At 46.0% G+C, this 16,421-nt stretch carries 14 protein-coding genes; 2 read left to right on the top strand and 12 right to left on the bottom strand.

Features of this window, described 5'->3' with window-relative positions:
* Positions 1–12 precede the first annotated feature (12 nt).
* The 9 genes from GPK83_RS05265 to GPK83_RS05225 form a co-directional block, all read right to left on the bottom strand.
* The gene (locus tag GPK83_RS05265) at positions 13–3,039 is read right to left on the bottom strand and encodes a prealbumin-like fold domain-containing protein (protein WP_215704183.1); all 3,027 of its coding nucleotides are present in this window, start codon (positions 3,037–3,039) and stop codon (positions 13–15) included.
* A gap of 145 nt (positions 3,040–3,184) precedes the next feature.
* Positions 3,185–3,820 carry a hypothetical protein gene (locus GPK83_RS05260; protein WP_215704182.1) on the bottom strand — a complete coding sequence of 212 codons (636 nt, stop codon included), beginning with the start codon at positions 3,818–3,820 and terminating at the stop codon, positions 3,185–3,187.
* A 29-nt stretch (positions 3,821–3,849) separates the two neighbouring features.
* The gene (locus GPK83_RS05255) at positions 3,850–4,584 is read right to left on the bottom strand and encodes a hypothetical protein (RefSeq protein ID WP_215704181.1); all 735 of its coding nucleotides are present in this window, start codon (positions 4,582–4,584) and stop codon (positions 3,850–3,852) included.
* Positions 4,585–4,661: 77 nt separating this feature from the next.
* Positions 4,662–5,909, bottom strand: coding sequence for a ParM/StbA family protein (locus GPK83_RS05250; protein ID WP_215630811.1), 1,248 nt, complete (start codon positions 5,907–5,909; stop codon positions 4,662–4,664).
* A gap of 242 nt (positions 5,910–6,151) precedes the next feature.
* Complete coding sequence (locus GPK83_RS05245) at positions 6,152–6,805, bottom strand: hypothetical protein (protein ID WP_215630810.1); 654 nt, start codon at positions 6,803–6,805, stop codon at positions 6,152–6,154.
* Positions 6,806–7,088: 283 nt separating this feature from the next.
* Entirely contained in the window at positions 7,089–7,520 is a 432-nt protein-coding gene (locus GPK83_RS05240) for a hypothetical protein (protein WP_215630809.1), read from the bottom strand.
* Between the two features lie 85 nt (positions 7,521–7,605).
* Positions 7,606–9,459 (bottom strand): ATP-binding protein, encoded by a 1,854-nt coding sequence (locus GPK83_RS05235; RefSeq protein ID WP_215630808.1) that lies wholly within the window; start codon positions 9,457–9,459, stop codon positions 7,606–7,608.
* On the bottom strand, positions 9,410–9,985 hold the full coding sequence (locus GPK83_RS05230) for a hypothetical protein (RefSeq protein ID WP_215704180.1): 576 nt from the start codon (positions 9,983–9,985) through the stop codon (positions 9,410–9,412). Before GPK83_RS05230 ends, GPK83_RS05235 begins: the two co-directional genes overlap by 50 nt.
* Positions 9,986–10,200: 215 nt before the next feature.
* Positions 10,201–11,649, bottom strand: coding sequence for a hypothetical protein (locus GPK83_RS05225; RefSeq protein WP_215704179.1), 1,449 nt, complete (start codon positions 11,647–11,649; stop codon positions 10,201–10,203).
* Positions 11,650–12,888: 1,239 nt separating this feature from the next.
* On the opposite strand from GPK83_RS05225, the gene GPK83_RS05220 reads away from it, so the two are divergent.
* Positions 12,889–13,428: a replication/maintenance protein RepL gene (locus GPK83_RS05220; RefSeq protein WP_215630805.1), complete on the top strand. Its 540-nt coding sequence runs from the start codon at positions 12,889–12,891 to the stop codon at positions 13,426–13,428.
* Entirely contained in the window at positions 13,421–13,636 is a 216-nt protein-coding gene (locus GPK83_RS05215) for a hypothetical protein (RefSeq protein WP_215630804.1), read from the top strand. Before GPK83_RS05220 ends, GPK83_RS05215 begins: the two co-directional genes overlap by 8 nt.
* Before the next feature lie 289 nt (positions 13,637–13,925).
* Here the strand turns inward: GPK83_RS05215 and GPK83_RS05210 are convergent, their stop codons facing one another.
* From GPK83_RS05210 to GPK83_RS05200, 3 genes are read right to left on the bottom strand one after another with little or no spacing between them, the layout of a single operon-like run.
* A complete protein-coding gene (locus GPK83_RS05210) occupies positions 13,926–14,264 on the bottom strand; it encodes a hypothetical protein (protein ID WP_215630803.1) in 339 nt (112 codons plus the stop codon).
* 5 nt (positions 14,265–14,269) lie between these two features.
* On the bottom strand, positions 14,270–15,121 hold the full coding sequence (locus tag GPK83_RS05205; protein WP_215704178.1) for a 3'-5' exonuclease: 852 nt from the start codon (positions 15,119–15,121) through the stop codon (positions 14,270–14,272).
* Between the two features lie 59 nt (positions 15,122–15,180).
* Positions 15,181–16,248, bottom strand: a complete 1,068-nt coding sequence (locus GPK83_RS05200; protein ID WP_215704177.1) for a hypothetical protein — start codon at positions 16,246–16,248, stop codon at positions 15,181–15,183.
* Between the last annotated feature and the right edge of the window lie 173 nt (positions 16,249–16,421).

The following is a 16,421-nucleotide window of genomic DNA, read 5'->3' as shown; positions in this document are numbered from 1 at the left end:
CCAGTTACAATATTACAGAGCCATGCGTTTTCTCTTATAGAAAAGAATCATGCACAGTATGGATGCTGCGGTAAATACAGCTGCCGCAGCGGTGCCGCCGGTCTTTGGCAATGGTGTATCTGTTGGAACAGGCGCAGGAGCCGGTTTCGGAGCATCATACATGACTACCGTTTTACTGCCATCTTTCAGCACTTTATTTACGATAGTAAACGGAATGCTTTCCGCTACTTCGTATCCATCCGGTGCCGTGATTTCCGTAAGTATATACTCTCCATCCGTCAGATTTTTGATCTTATGCGGCTCAGTGGTTGATACCCAGGATTCCACAACAGTACCATTTTTTGTAATAGTAAGCTGTGCACCCGGAAGTTCTGTTTTTGAAGTGATGTCCTGCTTGGAAATATCAATATACCAGTCAGTCGTTACGGATCGTGGACTGTGTCCGCCGCCTCCTCCACTGCTGTGGCTGTGTCCGCCGGAAGGTTTTGACGGAGTATCTGGTGTTGTTGGTGTGTCAGGTGTAGAAGGTTTCTCTGGTTCGGAAGGGGTTGCTGGTTTCTCCGGCTTATCCGGTTTTTCCGGTTCGGAAGGGGTTGCTTCGCTTTCCCTATCTTCCATGACCACGGTGCCGCCCACAGCTTCACCGTTTTTTACCTCAAACTCAATGGATTCTGCTACCTCATATCCTTTCGGCGCTCGTTTTTCTGTCAGGGTATACATGCCATCAGCAATTCCGGTAATCACATGAACGGTATCACCAGATACCCATTCATCAACCACATCGCCCTTTGCGTCTTTCAGGACTAAGGTTGCACCCGGGAGTTCTTCTCCGGTTGTTGCGCTGACCTTGGAAATCTTCACACTGCCTCCGGTCGGCTGATCATACATCACTACTTTGTCGCTGCCGTCGGCAAGTTTGCCATCCTTAATCGCAAAAGTAATTTTCTCAGCTACCTCATATCCATCCGGAGCGGTCACTTCTGTCAGAGTGTATTCTCCATCTGGCAGGGTAAACTCGCGCGGGGTATCGGAAGACTGCCAGGTTTCCACTACTTCACCATCCTTTGTAATGGTCAGCGTTGCTCCCGGAAGCTCTTTCCCGGTGGTAACATCCTGTTTGGAAATTTTAATCCCTTTGCTGAGCGGCTGATCATACATGGTAATTTTGCCGCCTTCCACGGTACCGTTCTTGACGGTAAAGATGATCTTTTCCGCAACCTCGTATCCATCCGGTGCTGTAATCTCCGTCAGTTCATAGGTTCCATCTTCTGGATTGTTGATCTTATGCGGAGTATTGGTTGAAACCCACTCATCCACAGTTTTCCCGTCTTTTGTAAGTTTCAGGGATGCTCCCGGGAGTTCCTTGTTTGTGGCCGCATCCTGTTTGGAAATCAGGAGATCTTCAACCACAACATCAACCTGCAGCGCTGCGTCTTTCTCACGTACTGCGGACGCAAGTACATCCTGCACATTATTATTTGTCTTCTTGTAGTATTTTAATGACGGTTCATTATAACTGAATGTGATCTGCTCTGGTTTCTCATCGGCAACCAGAACGACTTCCTCGCCGGTACGGAATGTATTGCCACCGTCCTTGCAGGAAATCTTGTCAGATGTCACATTGATGGTATAAACATACTGGTCAGCGACCTCGCCGGACGCATTTACAGTATGCACAGTAAATGGATCACTTTCATAGCCATTGCCGTTTCTGTGGAATGTGACGGTATTTCCATCAACAGAAAAATCCGGTTCAAAGTTGTAGTCCTTGTAATGTTCCACAGCCTTTAACAGCTGGCTGCGGTACTGTGCAACCTTATCCGCATCAAACGGTCCATATCCGGTTCCGCGGATGGTTTCCGGTTCTGTTTTGTCAATGATATGGTACACAAGTGCGGATACCGTATTCAGCGCCGCGTCACCATGTTCCATTACTTCCTGACTGGAAACGGCATCCTCATAGCTGACACCGAATGTTTTTTCGAACAGTCCAGTACCGTCCACCGGAACACCGGCATACATCAGTGCGCGGATCTGATCATACTTTGTGGCATCAACATCTTTGGAATAATCTGTGACGCCCCCGACACTGTCCGGCACTGCCTTATCATGGTTGTAGCAGAATCCTACTTCTCCGTTTACCACGAAAACGGCATCATTCTGTGAATAGAAGCTGAACACCTTATTCTTAGTGACGCTTTCCGGAAGGCTTCCGGCGATCTTTAAGTATTCCGGTACAGAGTTAAACGCATATGGAGATACATCGGAAAACTGTTCAAAGTATGTTTCATCAAAATCTGTGCCTGCGGCAACTTTGACCAGCTCCTTATCATCCTTGGTCCACAACGCCTTTCCGTCTGTTTCATATACGGTGCTGTTATCCGCATTGAATGCATGCACTGTTGTGCCATACAGGATTTCCGTACCGGCTCCGCTTGAAGATTTCGGATCCCGCACAGTCAACGTTCCAACTTCCGTACCCGCCAGAGCCAGTTTTCTTAACTCTGTGGTGTTTCCCAGATCCAGGCTGTCCAGATTCATGTGATCCATGTTCCAGATACTCTTGACACTATTTGGAACGGTATAATCATCCACAGCTTCCGGACAAAGTTTAATCAGGGTGGAGCCGCCGCCGGCAAGTAATGCCACACCATCCCCGTTCGTTGTAAACGGGGAGCCTTCAGCCAGTTCAATCTTCTTTAATCCCGGTGTATCATACAGAGCATACAGGGTCATTCCGGTAACATTTTTCCCGAGTGTCAGCGTCTCCACGTCTTTCCCGTTTAGAAACGAGTGGTTCACATTTTTGTCGCCAAGCGACTTTACTGGCGTTCCATTCAGTTCATCCGGAATGGTTACCGTACCGTCATGGACAGCGGCATCCGTGATGCCGGTGATGATAACGCCTGTCTGGTCGCTTGTGGGTGAAGTAATGAACTCATTCCCCTCCGCGTAGACGGCATGGCCGGAGTACACAGCGGACAGGCATACGGCACCAGCCAGCAGGCCGGAAACCGCTTTTTTTACTTTTTTGCGCATAACATATCTCCTTTCCTTGTTTCAGAAACGTATTCGCTACATTTCTTTTGTACGGGTAAATTATGGATGGAGATATATACTTTTTCGCAAATGCTAATATATTGGCAATTAGAAAGCCCGTCTGCAATCAGACGGGCTCATTTCCTTACTTACTTTCTTTGTTGTCAGTGTTATCTTCTGTCTTTTCCTTATCATCCTCATCATCGAAATCTGATGGAATGTACGGCAGAAATGTGCTGCGCTCCACGTGGATCTGATTATCGCCATTCTGATCTACAGGTTCAATCACACGATGCAGCGCAACCGGTACCTGTTCTAACATAGTTTCGCCTGCGGACGCCACATTGCTGTCTGTTTCGCTCTCTGCCGCATCATCTTCCACGTCGAGATAAAATCCGCCCTCCCCGTCGTCCTTCATGGATGACGGAAGTCCTGTTTTTGCTAATGCTGAAGCGGCATTTGTCAGTTCTCCCTCATTCAATACGATTGGATTGTAATCCGTAACAACTTTGTATCCATTCATCACTTTAATGATGTCACGAATCAAATCATCCTTCAGATCCATTCCCATACTTCCCGGGGTCAGGGCGTCACAGGCATACTGGATATTTTCCTTAATTTCTTTATTTGTATCCATAGCAACACGGTATTTGGTGCCTTTGCCGTCGTCATATACCGGAGTGATCCAAAGGAATGGGATCCCGGCGCGGTTAAATGCTCGACGAACATCTTTTAAAATTGTGTCATTAAGCTGTTTGAATTCATCTCTTTTATCATACATAATGATTCTCCTATCTGTCACTCACTTTGTTAACCCATGATTGATTCAAATGCCTCAAAATCATCGAAATCCACATCCTCGTCCTCGCCATCTGCATTTGCATTGACGATATCCTTATCTGTCTCCTGCACATGTCCCGATATGAATTGTGCAGTTGGCTCTAAGGCTTTTTGTGACAGAACTGGCAGAGGCTGTCCTGCCGTCTGCTCTTCCGCTTCCCCTGCTGTCTGTTCATTTATCGATTGTGTTTTTTCAAAAATTTCGTCCAGATCTCGCGGCTTCTTTCCCTTCTGTTTCCGATCGATGGAGCCATCTGCCACGGCATCCAGCCATTCCTGTGTGGTATGTTCCTGCTTTTCTCTTTTTTTTCGAGACGATTTTGGAAATGGAACCGGTTTTTCAGCCATCTCGATCGGTCTGGTAATGCAGCCGTCTTCCCGGTAAAATGCCATACACGGGTCATCCAGATAATGTCGGAAAATGGATTTGAAGCAGCTGTTTCTATATCCCTTCTGTAATCCAGCAATCCAATGTTCGATGCCGGGTGCGTCATAATCAGAAATTGATAAAAGCAGGTTGACAACAAGCGGCATAGTTTTCAAATCCGGGATTGATTCGCGCTCTACCGTAAAACGGAAATGCTCCCCACAATAATATGCAATGATTGCCTGTTTCATCACCTGAGCAAGCGGGATATTTCCAGCCTGATATAGTGACATCAAGTCAAAATCATGTGTTCTGTAAATTCGGATTGTGATCTTCATGGCTGACAGAACGCCACAACGGGGTAACAATCATTATATTTCCCCCATTGTGATGTTCCTTATCCCCCTTTCTGTCCTTATTTTTGTATGGATTTGCGGCGAAGCCACTCAATCAGATACATGTAATATCCACGCACATTACAGAAAATGATATCCAGATCCGGACAGTTTTCATTGCCCATAACCACTGTCAGACGTTCAATTGCCTGGAAATATTCCCTGATGTACGGTTCCCACACGGCACTTGTACCACCAGTCAGAATCAGGTAATCGTATTCATCCAGGGCATTATACATGTTGATTACTTTTTCCACAGCCTGTTCGCAGATTTCTTTCGTAGCCGCTTCCAGGAGGTCTGCGAATCCTTCCGTTTTCGTGGAAATCTTCACTCCTTTTCGTTCCGTAATGGTAAACGCTCCTCTTTCAAGTGCATTCTGCATGGCGGCGGAGCGGATTGCGACACCGGAACGTTCCTGGATCCGTTTGCCGGTTTCTTCCAGAATCGCCCGCATTCCGAACTGCGCAAATGTTTCCTTGGAATTTGCCTTACGGTTTACGATGTCATAAAGATCCAGCGTACCGAATCCGGCATCAAAGATTAAAATGTTGGATGTATAATATTTTTTTGCGTTCATCAGTGCTTTGGCATTGTCGTCCGTGGAAATACTCCGAAGCGTCCCCATTGGCTGACTCATGATATGGATGTTCTTTTCATATACAGTGAAATCAAAGCTTACATAATTTCTGTTGTTCCACAGTTTCATGGAAAATTTATGATGTCCTGCCAGCGCACTAACGATTCTTGGTGAATCCTCAGTCAGATAAGCCGGCGGCAGTCCTGTCTGGAGCATGATACTGCGACCGTTATATTCACCTGCCTGATTCTTTAACATGCACATAGCCATGCCAACCCTTGCCGCAATCTGGAAGATTGGGGAATCATAGCGGTCGCGGGCAAATAATTCCAACTGGGAATCATTGGTGTCTTTGCTGTTCACCATCTGCTGAGCACTACGTCCAACCCTCCATACCTCTCCGGTTTCCCCGTCACGGTACAGAATTTCATACGGTTCCTGTTCCCCGAACAGCTGCGGGTTCTTCCCGAGGTTTTTTGCATAAAACGGGAATGCGCAGATCATAATCGGAGAAAAACATTTAACGGAAGAATAACCGATATCCATGGCGATTGGCCATGCGTTTTCAACAGAAACATTTTTTACTTCGTGCGCAATGCTTTTGGTCCGGTAGTCCATTGTATTTGTCATGGTGTCTTCTGCGGATGTCATCGTGCATCCGCTCTCCTTTCTGGCTTTTTCTGGTTCCATTATATCTGCTTACGCAAAATATTGAGACTTTCTGTATTTTGCGGATATGCAATATTCGCTGATTTGCCATCAGCATGGTGAATTACTATTTGCGATACAATTATGGAATTGTTTCACTCTCCTATCGTTTCTGCGGATAAGAAAACAAACGAGTTTTGAAATGGTAGCTTCCAAAAAAGTACCCCGCCGGAATATCACTGGCGGGGTTGTACTGAAATGAATCTTGCGGTATTTTCGGCTACTTACTCCTGTACGGTGCCAGCAGGGGCAAGATCCAAAACTACCAGATCCTGATAGTTCGGTGCCTTTTTTCCGGATTTTGTGTCAATCGTCTGAACCATTGCCAGAAGGCTAATCTGACTGCCGATTGACAGGCCATCAGCTACTCCTGCGGGTGCGCGGAAAAAAGTTGCATTTACCATGTTCTTTCTTTCCCCAGACAGATCCAGGCGCAGTGAAAGAATGGACTCCGTGCGTTTGGCGATGCCAATCAGTGGAGCTGAAATGTATACTTCATTCTGACATTCCGGATAATTTCTGCCCTCAACACCGAAAGCATTTGCCATTTTACTGTTATCATGCAGCATTTCCCGAATGTATACTTCCATCATTTCCTTTACTTCTCCAGTACGTTCATCCATGCGCAGGTAGGACTGTACATATCCCTTTACAACAACATGGTTTCCAACTTTAAAGTTTTTCATGATGTCTTCCGTAATTGTATGCTTGTTAAATGATAATGCCGGAAAATTGGTTCTTACTCCATTTTCCAACTGACCACCTTTTCTTGTGGTTGTGATGACCGGGCAGGCTAAAACGATAGTGCCACCGCCCTCTGTTCCACGCATGCTTGCGATTCTTCCACGGAAAATTGCTTCGTTTACAATATTACCCATAATGTGTGCTGCCGTATGTATCGCCGGCAGACTCTCCTTTCCGGACGGTATAGCCGTCCCATTTGTGATATGCCTGATTGTATTGTGCGTACTTTTGTTTTCTGCTGCGCCACAATTATGGTCGGAGATGCATGAAATGTCGCAAAAAGAAAAACTCTACAACGTGGGACCATGTGCCTACTGCAAAAAAAAAGACTCCCGAAATTCGGGAGTCTGCACATGAGTCATTAAATAAATGGGAAACCTGTTCCCGTAATTCTTGAATACATATGATTCCGGGCGATCATACGTAAAAACATCCCGACCATTTTCTGCTGCAGAGTCGGGTGTTCCTGTTCGAACGCCTGGATTTCCATGGCAATTCGCAAGCGGGAAGACTTTCCGCGCATAAGCAGACAATTAATGTTTCCAGGTGTTTCAAGCAATACTCGGTGGCAGCCTTATTCCGTAAATCCCAGTGCTCTCTTTGCATGCGTTTCTCGCATTCTCCTGCATAGCCAAGAGATGCCATGCATCCGGCGGCCAGCATAAGAAAATGCTTTTTGTTTTTCTCATCTACCAAAATAGCATTCGCGATCTCTTCATCGTGGTCGCCAAAAGTATTGCAGAGGTCACTAAACCGCTTGATAGCCAAAGACTCCCGGGCTGTTGTTCTTGCCTCGATGAATGGATCTTGTGACAATATAGTCCGTAAGCACTCCGTGCCTTCTCTCATAATGTTCTCCTTCCACAAAACAAAATCCCGGCTTTGGATGATAACCGGGATTTGTGTTCAGCGGCACGTAGCCGCAAGCATGATATTATGATGGATTCGCGCTGTTTTTTGCATCCGAATCAATCTCCTGCAATTTAATAAACTTCGCGTTCTTCATCCCCATGAATGTTTTGATCACATCCAGATGGTTGACTCCACAAAGAAAAATATGGTCATATTCTGCAGTGAATTCCGGCGTTTCAAGCAGTTTCCTTAATCCCTGCATGTGTTCCAGATCCATGGCCTCCAGATTATCGACAAACATCAGTCTGGAACCGGTCAACTGGTTGACCATATCCGTTAAAATGAAGGATGCCAGTACCTTTTCGCCATTGGAACAGGACGCAAGCGGATAGTAACGTTTCTGCATGGTTGGTGTCTTGACAAAGATCTTTACGCCGTTATCCGGATGGAATTTAAAAATATAACCCGGAGCAAACTGTGCCGCCCTTGCATTGCATACACCTTCAAACTGCTGGAGATAAAACTCGATGATCTTCGTTCTGACCGGTCCTTTATCTTCCAATGCACGGATCATGCCTGTTTCTACTGCGTACCGCGCCTTCTGAGTTTCGGCTTCTTTGAGAAGAGTCTGTTTATAAGCGTAATCTTCCGCATTCTTCTTCTCGGCTTCCAGTTCGCGCTTTTTCTTCGCAAGTTCTTCAGGATTCACCGTTTCGCTTTCTGGCTTATCCGGCAGCGTCACCAGGTTCTTTTCATATGCAGCCAGTTCCGCCTGTAGCTTGGCATATTCTGCATAGGCACTTTTCGCTGCATCATAATCTTTTTTGGAACGGATACACGCTTCTTTGCGGGCCTTTGCATCCTCAATTTCTTTTCTGACATCAGCCAGCAGCTCCTTATTCTGCGTAAGCATTGCCTCCGTTTCCGTACGGATCTGTGTTTTGTCCGTGGTGCATACCAGTTTTTTTGAAATTGGGCATACCGGAAGATCTAAGGAGGCCAGCGCTTTTTCAAAAAATGCGATGTTTGTCTGGATGCCGTTTGCCTGTGCCGTTTTGTTTACGATCTGACCTTCCAGGGTCTCCCTTTCATGCTCCAGTCTTTCGCCTGTTGCATCATCCGGTTTCGCCGGTGCAGTACTTATACGATCTTTCAGCCTACGGATTTCCGCTTCCTGAATCTCTCTCTTCCGCTTTGCGGAAGCATACTCTGCCTGCCGCTTAATGGAATCCATTCTGGTTCTTTCAAAAGCGATCAGATTAGTCAGTTCTTCACTGATTACTTCCACAGTACGTTTCGGCTCTGTCGGTGTCAAATTCTTTGCTGCAGCGTCCTTTTCCTTCAAAAGTGCGTTGACCGTTTTTCGATCTTCAAAATAGTGCATATACACTTCCTGTACTTTCTTCATGCCGAACTTTTCCGGCATTGGCGGAAACGCTTTTCTACATTCATCCAGCACTTCCTTCGGCTGCCCGTCAAAATAAGCCAAGATGCGATCTACATCCAGTGTTTCCGGAATATACTGCATCAGCAGTTTAGAAAAATCGGCCGGTGAAAGCTGTAAAAGCACGTCTGAACTGCACGCAATTTTTACATCGCGTAGTACATCTGCTCTTTTACCTTTCTGTATTGGAATGCCGATCATGTCTGCGATTGCTTCATTCATGGCAGTTTCCGTAACCTTCTTTCCATTCATCCCGCACACGGTAGCTTTTCCCCGTGCGCGCTGGATGGACATTCCGTTATCGAAGATGATCTGTACCGCCCCGCTGTGCAGATTATCCGGCGGGACAAGCCCCGTAATGCCGTAACGTACTGCATCGCAAAGACTTGTTTTTCCTGTTCCATTCTTGGCAAAGAATAAATTAATCTTTGCCGGTTCCAAATCAAAGTTCTTGCCCCTGTAATTCTGGGTTCTGATCCGTTTGATTTTCATGTGGCGCCTCCCTTGTAAAATAATTTGTCCGTGTCATATCGGTTGCCGTATAAATGTCATAAATTCTTCTGTTGCGGCCTTCGAACCGATAGGGTTTTCCGCATTTGAACCAGGCATTCCAACGAAGGTTTTCCTGCGGTGCAAGCATACGCTTGCATGTTTCCATCAGAACCGGGTCGCGCACCTGGACAATCGCTGATGCGGCATTGCCATAGCGATCGTATCCAAAAAATACATTCATGGATAGATAAGGTGTGCCCGCATTGTCAATTTTATCTTCCATCCAGTTGACGGTTCCGCCAATACTGTATTTGACATCTTCGCTGCGTTCTGCCCCGAGTCCCACGACTCCACTGTAATAAATCCCGTATCCGTATGCTTCCGCGAAATCATTGCCTGTAAAGTAAACGATCATGGCAACTGTCCGTCCCGGACGTATGTTTTTCCCACGTGCAATCTGAACCCACGGGATTGGTTTTTTATCGTCCATACGCGACTGCTGATCTTGGAAATACACCGTTGTCATAACGGTTTCTTCCTGCCTGCGAACACGGTTAAAAATCTCGTAGGAAACCTTAACTACGTAACGGTTCCCCTCATCCGTAACTTCTTCCACGCGTCCGACAAGCATATAAAAATCGCTGTCGTTTTTCCGCATAAAAATACCCCTCATATATTTCGATCCAGCACCCGCGCGACTGATACTTCCGTGCGGGCGCTGTCCTCCTTCCTGCGTCCTGCTCAGTTTTCCATGGTCTGAGGTACGATAAATGCCTCTGATACGGTATTGCCCGTTTTTCCATCTGCCAGCTTCTCAAAATTCACATAGGCAGCTTTTCCGACTGCTTCGCTGAATTTACGGATTGTTTCTTTGCAAACACCCTCTTTCTCCAGCCACGGTTTCAGAGACAGCTCCAGCTCAAACGTTTTCATGGCAATATCATACGCCGTATAGCGCATGGATTCATCAATCTGTCCGTGTTCGATGCAATTTTCAAAAATACTCCGGATCCGTTTAGCGGAAAGGATCTGTGAAAGATGTAGTTCGCGGAAAACGTACTGAAAAGCAGCAACCACTGCTTTTGCATTGCGTCCGCGGCCGCGTGCTTTGGTAAGATCCAGATCCTGCGGTGTAATGTCGATCTGAAGCAGTTCCAACAGCCGCTCCGGCAGCTTCGTGTATTTATCAAAAATATTCTCTTCCACTCCCTGACGGATGATATCACGAATTGTATCGTGTTTTCCCTTTGCGGCTCCAGTAGCAGCCTTGCAAGTTACGGTCCCCCTGTGCTCGCGTTTAAAGGATGAACCGTAGATTTTGGCACCGTTTGGCGTTTTCCAGTATCCGGTTGCCTCAAAGGCATTTTCCCCGATATCGGAGGTTACCAATTCCAGACATGGGATCAGTTTATCCTTGATGTTGTACATGGCGTTGATGTCTTCCGCATATCCATGGAAGGCAAAATTGATGCGTACACGTTCATGCGTCACATCCCATCCGTCACAAGTCACATTTTTACGGTCCGACGGTAAAGTGGTCGTATCCGAAATTTTTGTGATGTTCGGGTTTTCGCCAAACAGATCGCGATAGATCGTACAGATGTCATGCAATGGAATTTCTGCATACTTTGGACTCATAACCGCACAGATTTTACCGGTTCGGCGATAGTTCTTCACGACAAGTTTGACTTCTTTGTCCTGATTCAGCTGTTCTGCAATCAGACAGTCCGAAGCGAACGAACGTGTACCAATCGCCGCAGTAGTTACACCAAGCCGCTGGGCAAGCGTCGGGATTGCAAGTGTTGAAACGTGATAAACACTGCCCTTCCCATTTACCATCACAGACAACATCATCGAATTCGATGAAATCATTTCGGCATACAGTTTGGCATCGTACTCCTTGTTACTGGTCACATTCGGCAGGACCTTGACCGTTTCAAAGCGAATGACCGGCGCTTTCGATCCAGGGCCTTTGACCCATGGGTTTCCGGGCCAGAATGCGTATACCGTGCATTCGTCCGGGGCATTTTTCTGATACGCTTCTTCTACCCGGCTGAAAACAACCAGGTTCTTCATTGCGACCGGATGGTAGCAAGTGTGCGCGTCAATCTCTTGCAGCAATTCCTCAAACGCCTCTTCGTTGTTTCCGCTCATGTGGAACGCATCCTGTAAAAAATCAGCCTTCAACATGTCTCATTCTCCTTTCCAAAAAAATCCATAACCTCCAGAAGAAAGCTATTCTCGGGATCCGAGCGCATTTTTTCTTGAAGCATGGAAGCTGTGGTTTTAGAAAGAAATCCGGTTCTTGCATCTTGAACCAACAGGTTCTTTTCCTGTGTGCTGAGGATTCCGAAATGGAACAGCAGGTTTGTGTTCCGTACGAAATTCAGCAATTCATCTTTGTGATTCATCATGCTCACTCTATTCCTTTCGTGTAGTTTCGATAAAATTATGGTGGAAGATACCCGGTTATTGGAAATTAGATGGTGTTTCTTCCCACTTGCCATTGGCAGTATGTCGCATGTTGACGAAATGTACATTTCTTTGCGGATAACGATTTTTGAACGACTGCTTATGAAACCCGAAGTGAATCAAAATATGGTTGTTTTGAGATAACCAAACCATCTGTTAGCCAGTCCAGTCTGCATGGCAATATAACCGATCGTATTGGCAGGTTGACTCCCGGCCTGATTGTGACAATCTTTTGCCGAGCACCGTAACGTGTTCGCTCGCGCTAAATTGTAAGATGGCAGATACCGGAAGCTCCGGGATTCTTCGTTTTAGTTCGTGGTTCCAGTAACCTAATTGGCATATTGATATATAGAAGAGAGTAAATTTTCTCCGAAAGTCCGACAAACCCAGTAAAATCAACGGTTCCCGGACTTTCCAGCGGTTAATAATAAGAGCCTGTTTGGTCAGTTATAGCTGACCGAATAGAAAAGACATTTTACATAACGGTTAACTCTTATTAACTGTTGGAATCGAGTCGAAATGAGTGGAGACTGTATACCGGAGGAGACTGTATACCTGAACATTCGTTGCTATCTCTTATGATTGTGCTCAGTGTGGATCAACCAAGTGCCTTGGTGCAGCGGTCTTTCACTTGTACCCGGTCGGAGAATGGCAGATACCGAAAGCCCCGGGACACTTCGTTCCAGTCCGTGGTTCCAGTAACTTCATTGGCATATTGATATATAGAAGAGAGTAAATTTTCTCCGAAAGTCCGACAAACCCAGTAAAATCAACGGTTCCCGGACTTTCCAGCGGTTAATAATAAGAGCCTGTTTGGTCAGTTATAGCTGACCGAATAGAAAAGACATTTTACATAACAGTTAATTTTTATTTAACCGACCAAAATGACCTTTGAACCAATTTGTAAATTTTATTTCCATAATTCCTTTGCAAAAAAATGACAAAGGAGTCAGGACCATGGAGAAGACAAATTTTCAGTACATTCAGGATACACAGACCTTAATTGGGAACAGGACCAGAGAATTGCTTGACGTTGAAACAGGAGAAAAAATCACCGTAAATCAGATTACCAAGAGGGTTTATGGTTCAAAGAATTTCTGGAAATGTTATCTGATGGATTTTCTTACCATTCTCGGCATTGTGGATAGTAAACAGCTGGATGTACTCATCTACATCATTGAGAATACACATCCGGCAACTAATATTTTTCTGGGAACTTATGAACGTATTATGACCAATACCGGGGTCAGCAGGCCTACCGTCGCAAAGATCATGAAGAAGCTTCAGCAGGCTAATTTTATCCAAAAAATACAGAACGGAGCCTGGTGCGTAAACCCACAGATTTTGGTCAAAGGCGGTGATTTCAAACAACAGATTTTATTATCTTATTATCAGGATACAGGAACCGATAAGCCCAAACAGTCCGGCAAATCCAGACAAAAAGCATTGAGAAATCAGGAGACAAATTCTAAAGAGGAGGCGGGATCAGATGTGTAAACAGTTGGAATTATCATACATCGGCACAAATGGTGAAGTGAAACTTCCACTTGAAAACTGGCAGTACGCTGTGATTGCCCAGGTACTGGGACTGTCTATTCGGGAAGATGGTCCATGCACGGAAATCGGATGCTTTCCGAAGGAATTTGTCATGCAACGCGTGCAGAAAATGGGCATTTTGGTGCCATCCACAGAAGCAAAAGTATGATCTTGACTTTCTGCGGATATTAAAAAATACATTATTTTGTTAATCTGGAATTTATGGTACGGTGAGCGAAATGACGTATTTTTTTCTATGGTGAGGAAAAATACGTATCTGAATTTCTCATGCTAAAAGCTGCGGATATCCAAAATTAAGCATTATTTTGTCTCATACTCATTGCATAATTTCTGCGGATATTAAAAATCGTATTATTTGATTGTTTTGTTGCAGGTGTATGGTGAGTAAAATGACGTGTTTTCACAAAAAAAGCCACCCGGTTCCAGGTGGCTTTTAACTAACAGTCAGGACTTAATACAATGTGTAAACGACAGGAACCGTTTGCTTTCAGGATGTCACTGGCGTACACACCTGCCATGAGTCTGAAACGGTCGCAGAAACCATCTTTTTCCGTTTCTTCCATACGGTGCGCACCGGTCTCCTGCTTGATTTTCTTGACCAGTTCCCATTTTAGATGATCTGCCTCATGCGGCTTCAACATTCGCTTTGCTTTCACGACGCAGACTGCCTTTGCGTGCAGCTCTGTCCCGTCTTCCGTAGTAGCGTATGTATTGATGACACAGACATTTGGAATCCAAATATATTTCCTTACAAACTGTTCTAACCATTTTTTCATTTTTTTCATCCTTTGTATGACGCAAGTTCCACTTCATCCTTACATCCGGTCATATGCAGTACCTGACGGATAACATCCTGCATATTGTACTGACTGATCAGATCGTCATCATATACCGGATTCCAGGTCATGGAAGTGACATCAAAGTAGAATCTCGTGATATCTGTATCGACATAAATCCTCTTAACTTTCCAGTTTTTCGGATGCTCGTAATAACGGACGCTTTTGACCTTGCAGGTTGCCCCGTTTCCGGTCACTTCTGCCGGTTTGCATAAATCCAGACATTTGTTGGCTACCAGAATGGTTGCCAGCGTATCGGATTCTGCGTTATGGAATGCCTCTATCTGATCCGTCACCTGGAAGTGCTCCGCCAATGTCACGAGCTTCTGGTTTTTTAACTGACCGGGTTTGAACAGTGTTTTGACCAGAGCATAAATATCCATGGACATTTTGGGTTTCCATGCATAACCATAGCGCTGGTACATCTGCTGCATAAACAGATCATCAAACTTGCCATTGTTGTATCCGATCACCGGATAATTTTCGAAGAACCCGACAATCTCTCTGATTACTTCCGATTCTTTCGGCTGGGTTGCAAGAAAACGATCCGTGATACCGGTAAGCTCCACGATTTTCTGTGGAAGCTGATAGCCAGGGTTGATATACCAGCTCTGGGAACAAATCTCATCCAGTCCATACGGCGATACAGCACAAAGTCTAGCCGCTACCTGGATCGGGTGATTGATTGCCGGATTTAACCCAGTTGTCTCCAAGTCATAAACAATGGCCATCAGCTCCGTGTTTAAAAATTTACGGTACTGCGTTGCTGCGGCCATGGAAGAATATACATTTGCCATGTTTCTAACAGGGAGCTGCGATCTGGCAGCTCCCTCCTGCATCTACAGGTCTCCTTTCTTTAGCACTCTCCGCTTTTTACAAATGTTTCATCTGCGATCGGAATATGATAGTAATCCATGTATGCGCGTACCTTCGGCTGTATTGCCATCAGTTCATCGGTCAGCTTGTTCTGGGAATAGATACTGCGCAGAATAGAACGTCCTGCTTCAATTTTCAGCAGATCACTGACTCGATTCTCCTCACGATGTTTGAACAGCGCAACCGGAACACGCACGTCTTCCGGTTTTCCCATATTCTGAGTCTGCTGGCCATTATTCTGCGGCTGCGGTGCCGGACGATTCTGCTGTGGGCCATTCTGTCCGCTTGAACGTGCCGTGTCTGCATTCTGCTGCGGAGCACGATTACCGGAACCCTGACCCGGAGCATTGGACTGTGTCTGGTTCTGGTTGCGTGTTCCCGGCATTACCGGATTACTTCCGGGCGCAGTCTGCTGTCCTGCCGACGGATGGTTCTGCTGCGGCTGTCCCTGCCCCTGCTGGACACCCTGTCCATTCGGACGACTCGTGCCTGCATTCTGCTGCGGAGTACGGTTGCCAGGGTTCTGCGCAGGCGTATTGCACTGTGGCTGGTTCTGATTGTACGTTCCCGGCATTACCGGATTGCTGCCAGGCTTCTGCTGTCCCTGACGATTCTGCTGCTGATTTACAGCAGAAGGACGGCCCTGCTGCGGAGGCACATTCTGTCCATTCTGACGGGATGTACCTGCATTTTGCTGAGTCCGGCTATTTCCGCCAGCAGCCTGATTTGCCTGGTTCTGACCCTGGGTAACATTTGATGTATTCTGAGTCTGTGCTTCAGATGCTCCGGTCCGTACGATATACAAACTCTCGTCCACTTCTTTGTTAAAATAAGCACTGAGTGCCATATATCCTGCATGTTCCTGCGCGGTTGCGATGTCAGCATCCGCCGCGAAACGACAAATGCGTGCGCCCTTCTTATCGCTCACCACGCATTTCATGGCAAAGAGGCTGCCAACCGGAGCTGCTGGCTCATAATCAACGAATACCTCCATTTTTCTTGCCTGCGCTTCCAGTTCCATAAATTCCTTTTTCATTTTGTGTACCATGACACTGTCTCCTTTCTTGAAAAAAGGAGCCTTAACTGCTTTTTTTCTCGGCTCCTTGTAAATATTTTCAAGTGAATTATGGAAGGAGATGTCACGAAAAACGGTAGAGCTTTTTACATGGAGTCAGATGACTCCACTATGGAGGATATATAACAAAAAGCAGGGTTTCCCCT

Source organism: Clostridium sp. MCC328 (assembly GCF_018785465.1).
GTDB lineage: Bacteria > Bacillota > Clostridia > Lachnospirales > Lachnospiraceae > Pilosibacter > Pilosibacter fragilis.
This window is presented reverse-complemented; position numbering and strand designations above follow the sequence as displayed.

Excerpts from the sequence above, each read along its gene's own strand:
- GPK83_RS05265 (WP_215704183.1), bottom strand. The coding sequence starts at position 3,039 with ATGCGCAAAAAAGTAAAAAAAGCGGTTTCCGGCCTGCTGGCTGGTGCC.
- GPK83_RS05260 (WP_215704182.1), bottom strand. The coding sequence starts at position 3,820 with ATGTATGATAAAAGAGATGAATTCAAACAGCTTAATGACACAATTTTA.
- GPK83_RS05255 (WP_215704181.1), bottom strand. The coding sequence starts at position 4,584 with ATGAAGATCACAATCCGAATTTACAGAACACATGATTTTGACTTGATG.
- GPK83_RS05250 (WP_215630811.1), bottom strand. The coding sequence starts at position 5,909 with ATGGAACCAGAAAAAGCCAGAAAGGAGAGCGGATGCACGATGACATCC.
- GPK83_RS05245 (WP_215630810.1), bottom strand. The coding sequence starts at position 6,805 with ATGGGTAATATTGTAAACGAAGCAATTTTCCGTGGAAGAATCGCAAGC.
- GPK83_RS05240 (WP_215630809.1), bottom strand. The coding sequence starts at position 7,520 with ATGAGAGAAGGCACGGAGTGCTTACGGACTATATTGTCACAAGATCCA.
- GPK83_RS05235 (WP_215630808.1), bottom strand. The coding sequence starts at position 9,459 with ATGAAAATCAAACGGATCAGAACCCAGAATTACAGGGGCAAGAACTTT.
- GPK83_RS05230 (WP_215704180.1), bottom strand. The coding sequence starts at position 9,985 with ATGACAACGGTGTATTTCCAAGATCAGCAGTCGCGTATGGACGATAAA.
- GPK83_RS05225 (WP_215704179.1), bottom strand. The coding sequence starts at position 11,649 with ATGTTGAAGGCTGATTTTTTACAGGATGCGTTCCACATGAGCGGAAAC.
- GPK83_RS05220 (WP_215630805.1), top strand. The coding sequence starts at position 12,889 with ATGGAGAAGACAAATTTTCAGTACATTCAGGATACACAGACCTTAATT.
- GPK83_RS05215 (WP_215630804.1), top strand. The coding sequence starts at position 13,421 with ATGTGTAAACAGTTGGAATTATCATACATCGGCACAAATGGTGAAGTG.
- GPK83_RS05210 (WP_215630803.1), bottom strand. The coding sequence starts at position 14,264 with ATGAAAAAATGGTTAGAACAGTTTGTAAGGAAATATATTTGGATTCCA.
- GPK83_RS05205 (WP_215704178.1), bottom strand. The coding sequence starts at position 15,121 with ATGGCAAATGTATATTCTTCCATGGCCGCAGCAACGCAGTACCGTAAA.
- GPK83_RS05200 (WP_215704177.1), bottom strand. The coding sequence starts at position 16,248 with ATGGTACACAAAATGAAAAAGGAATTTATGGAACTGGAAGCGCAGGCA.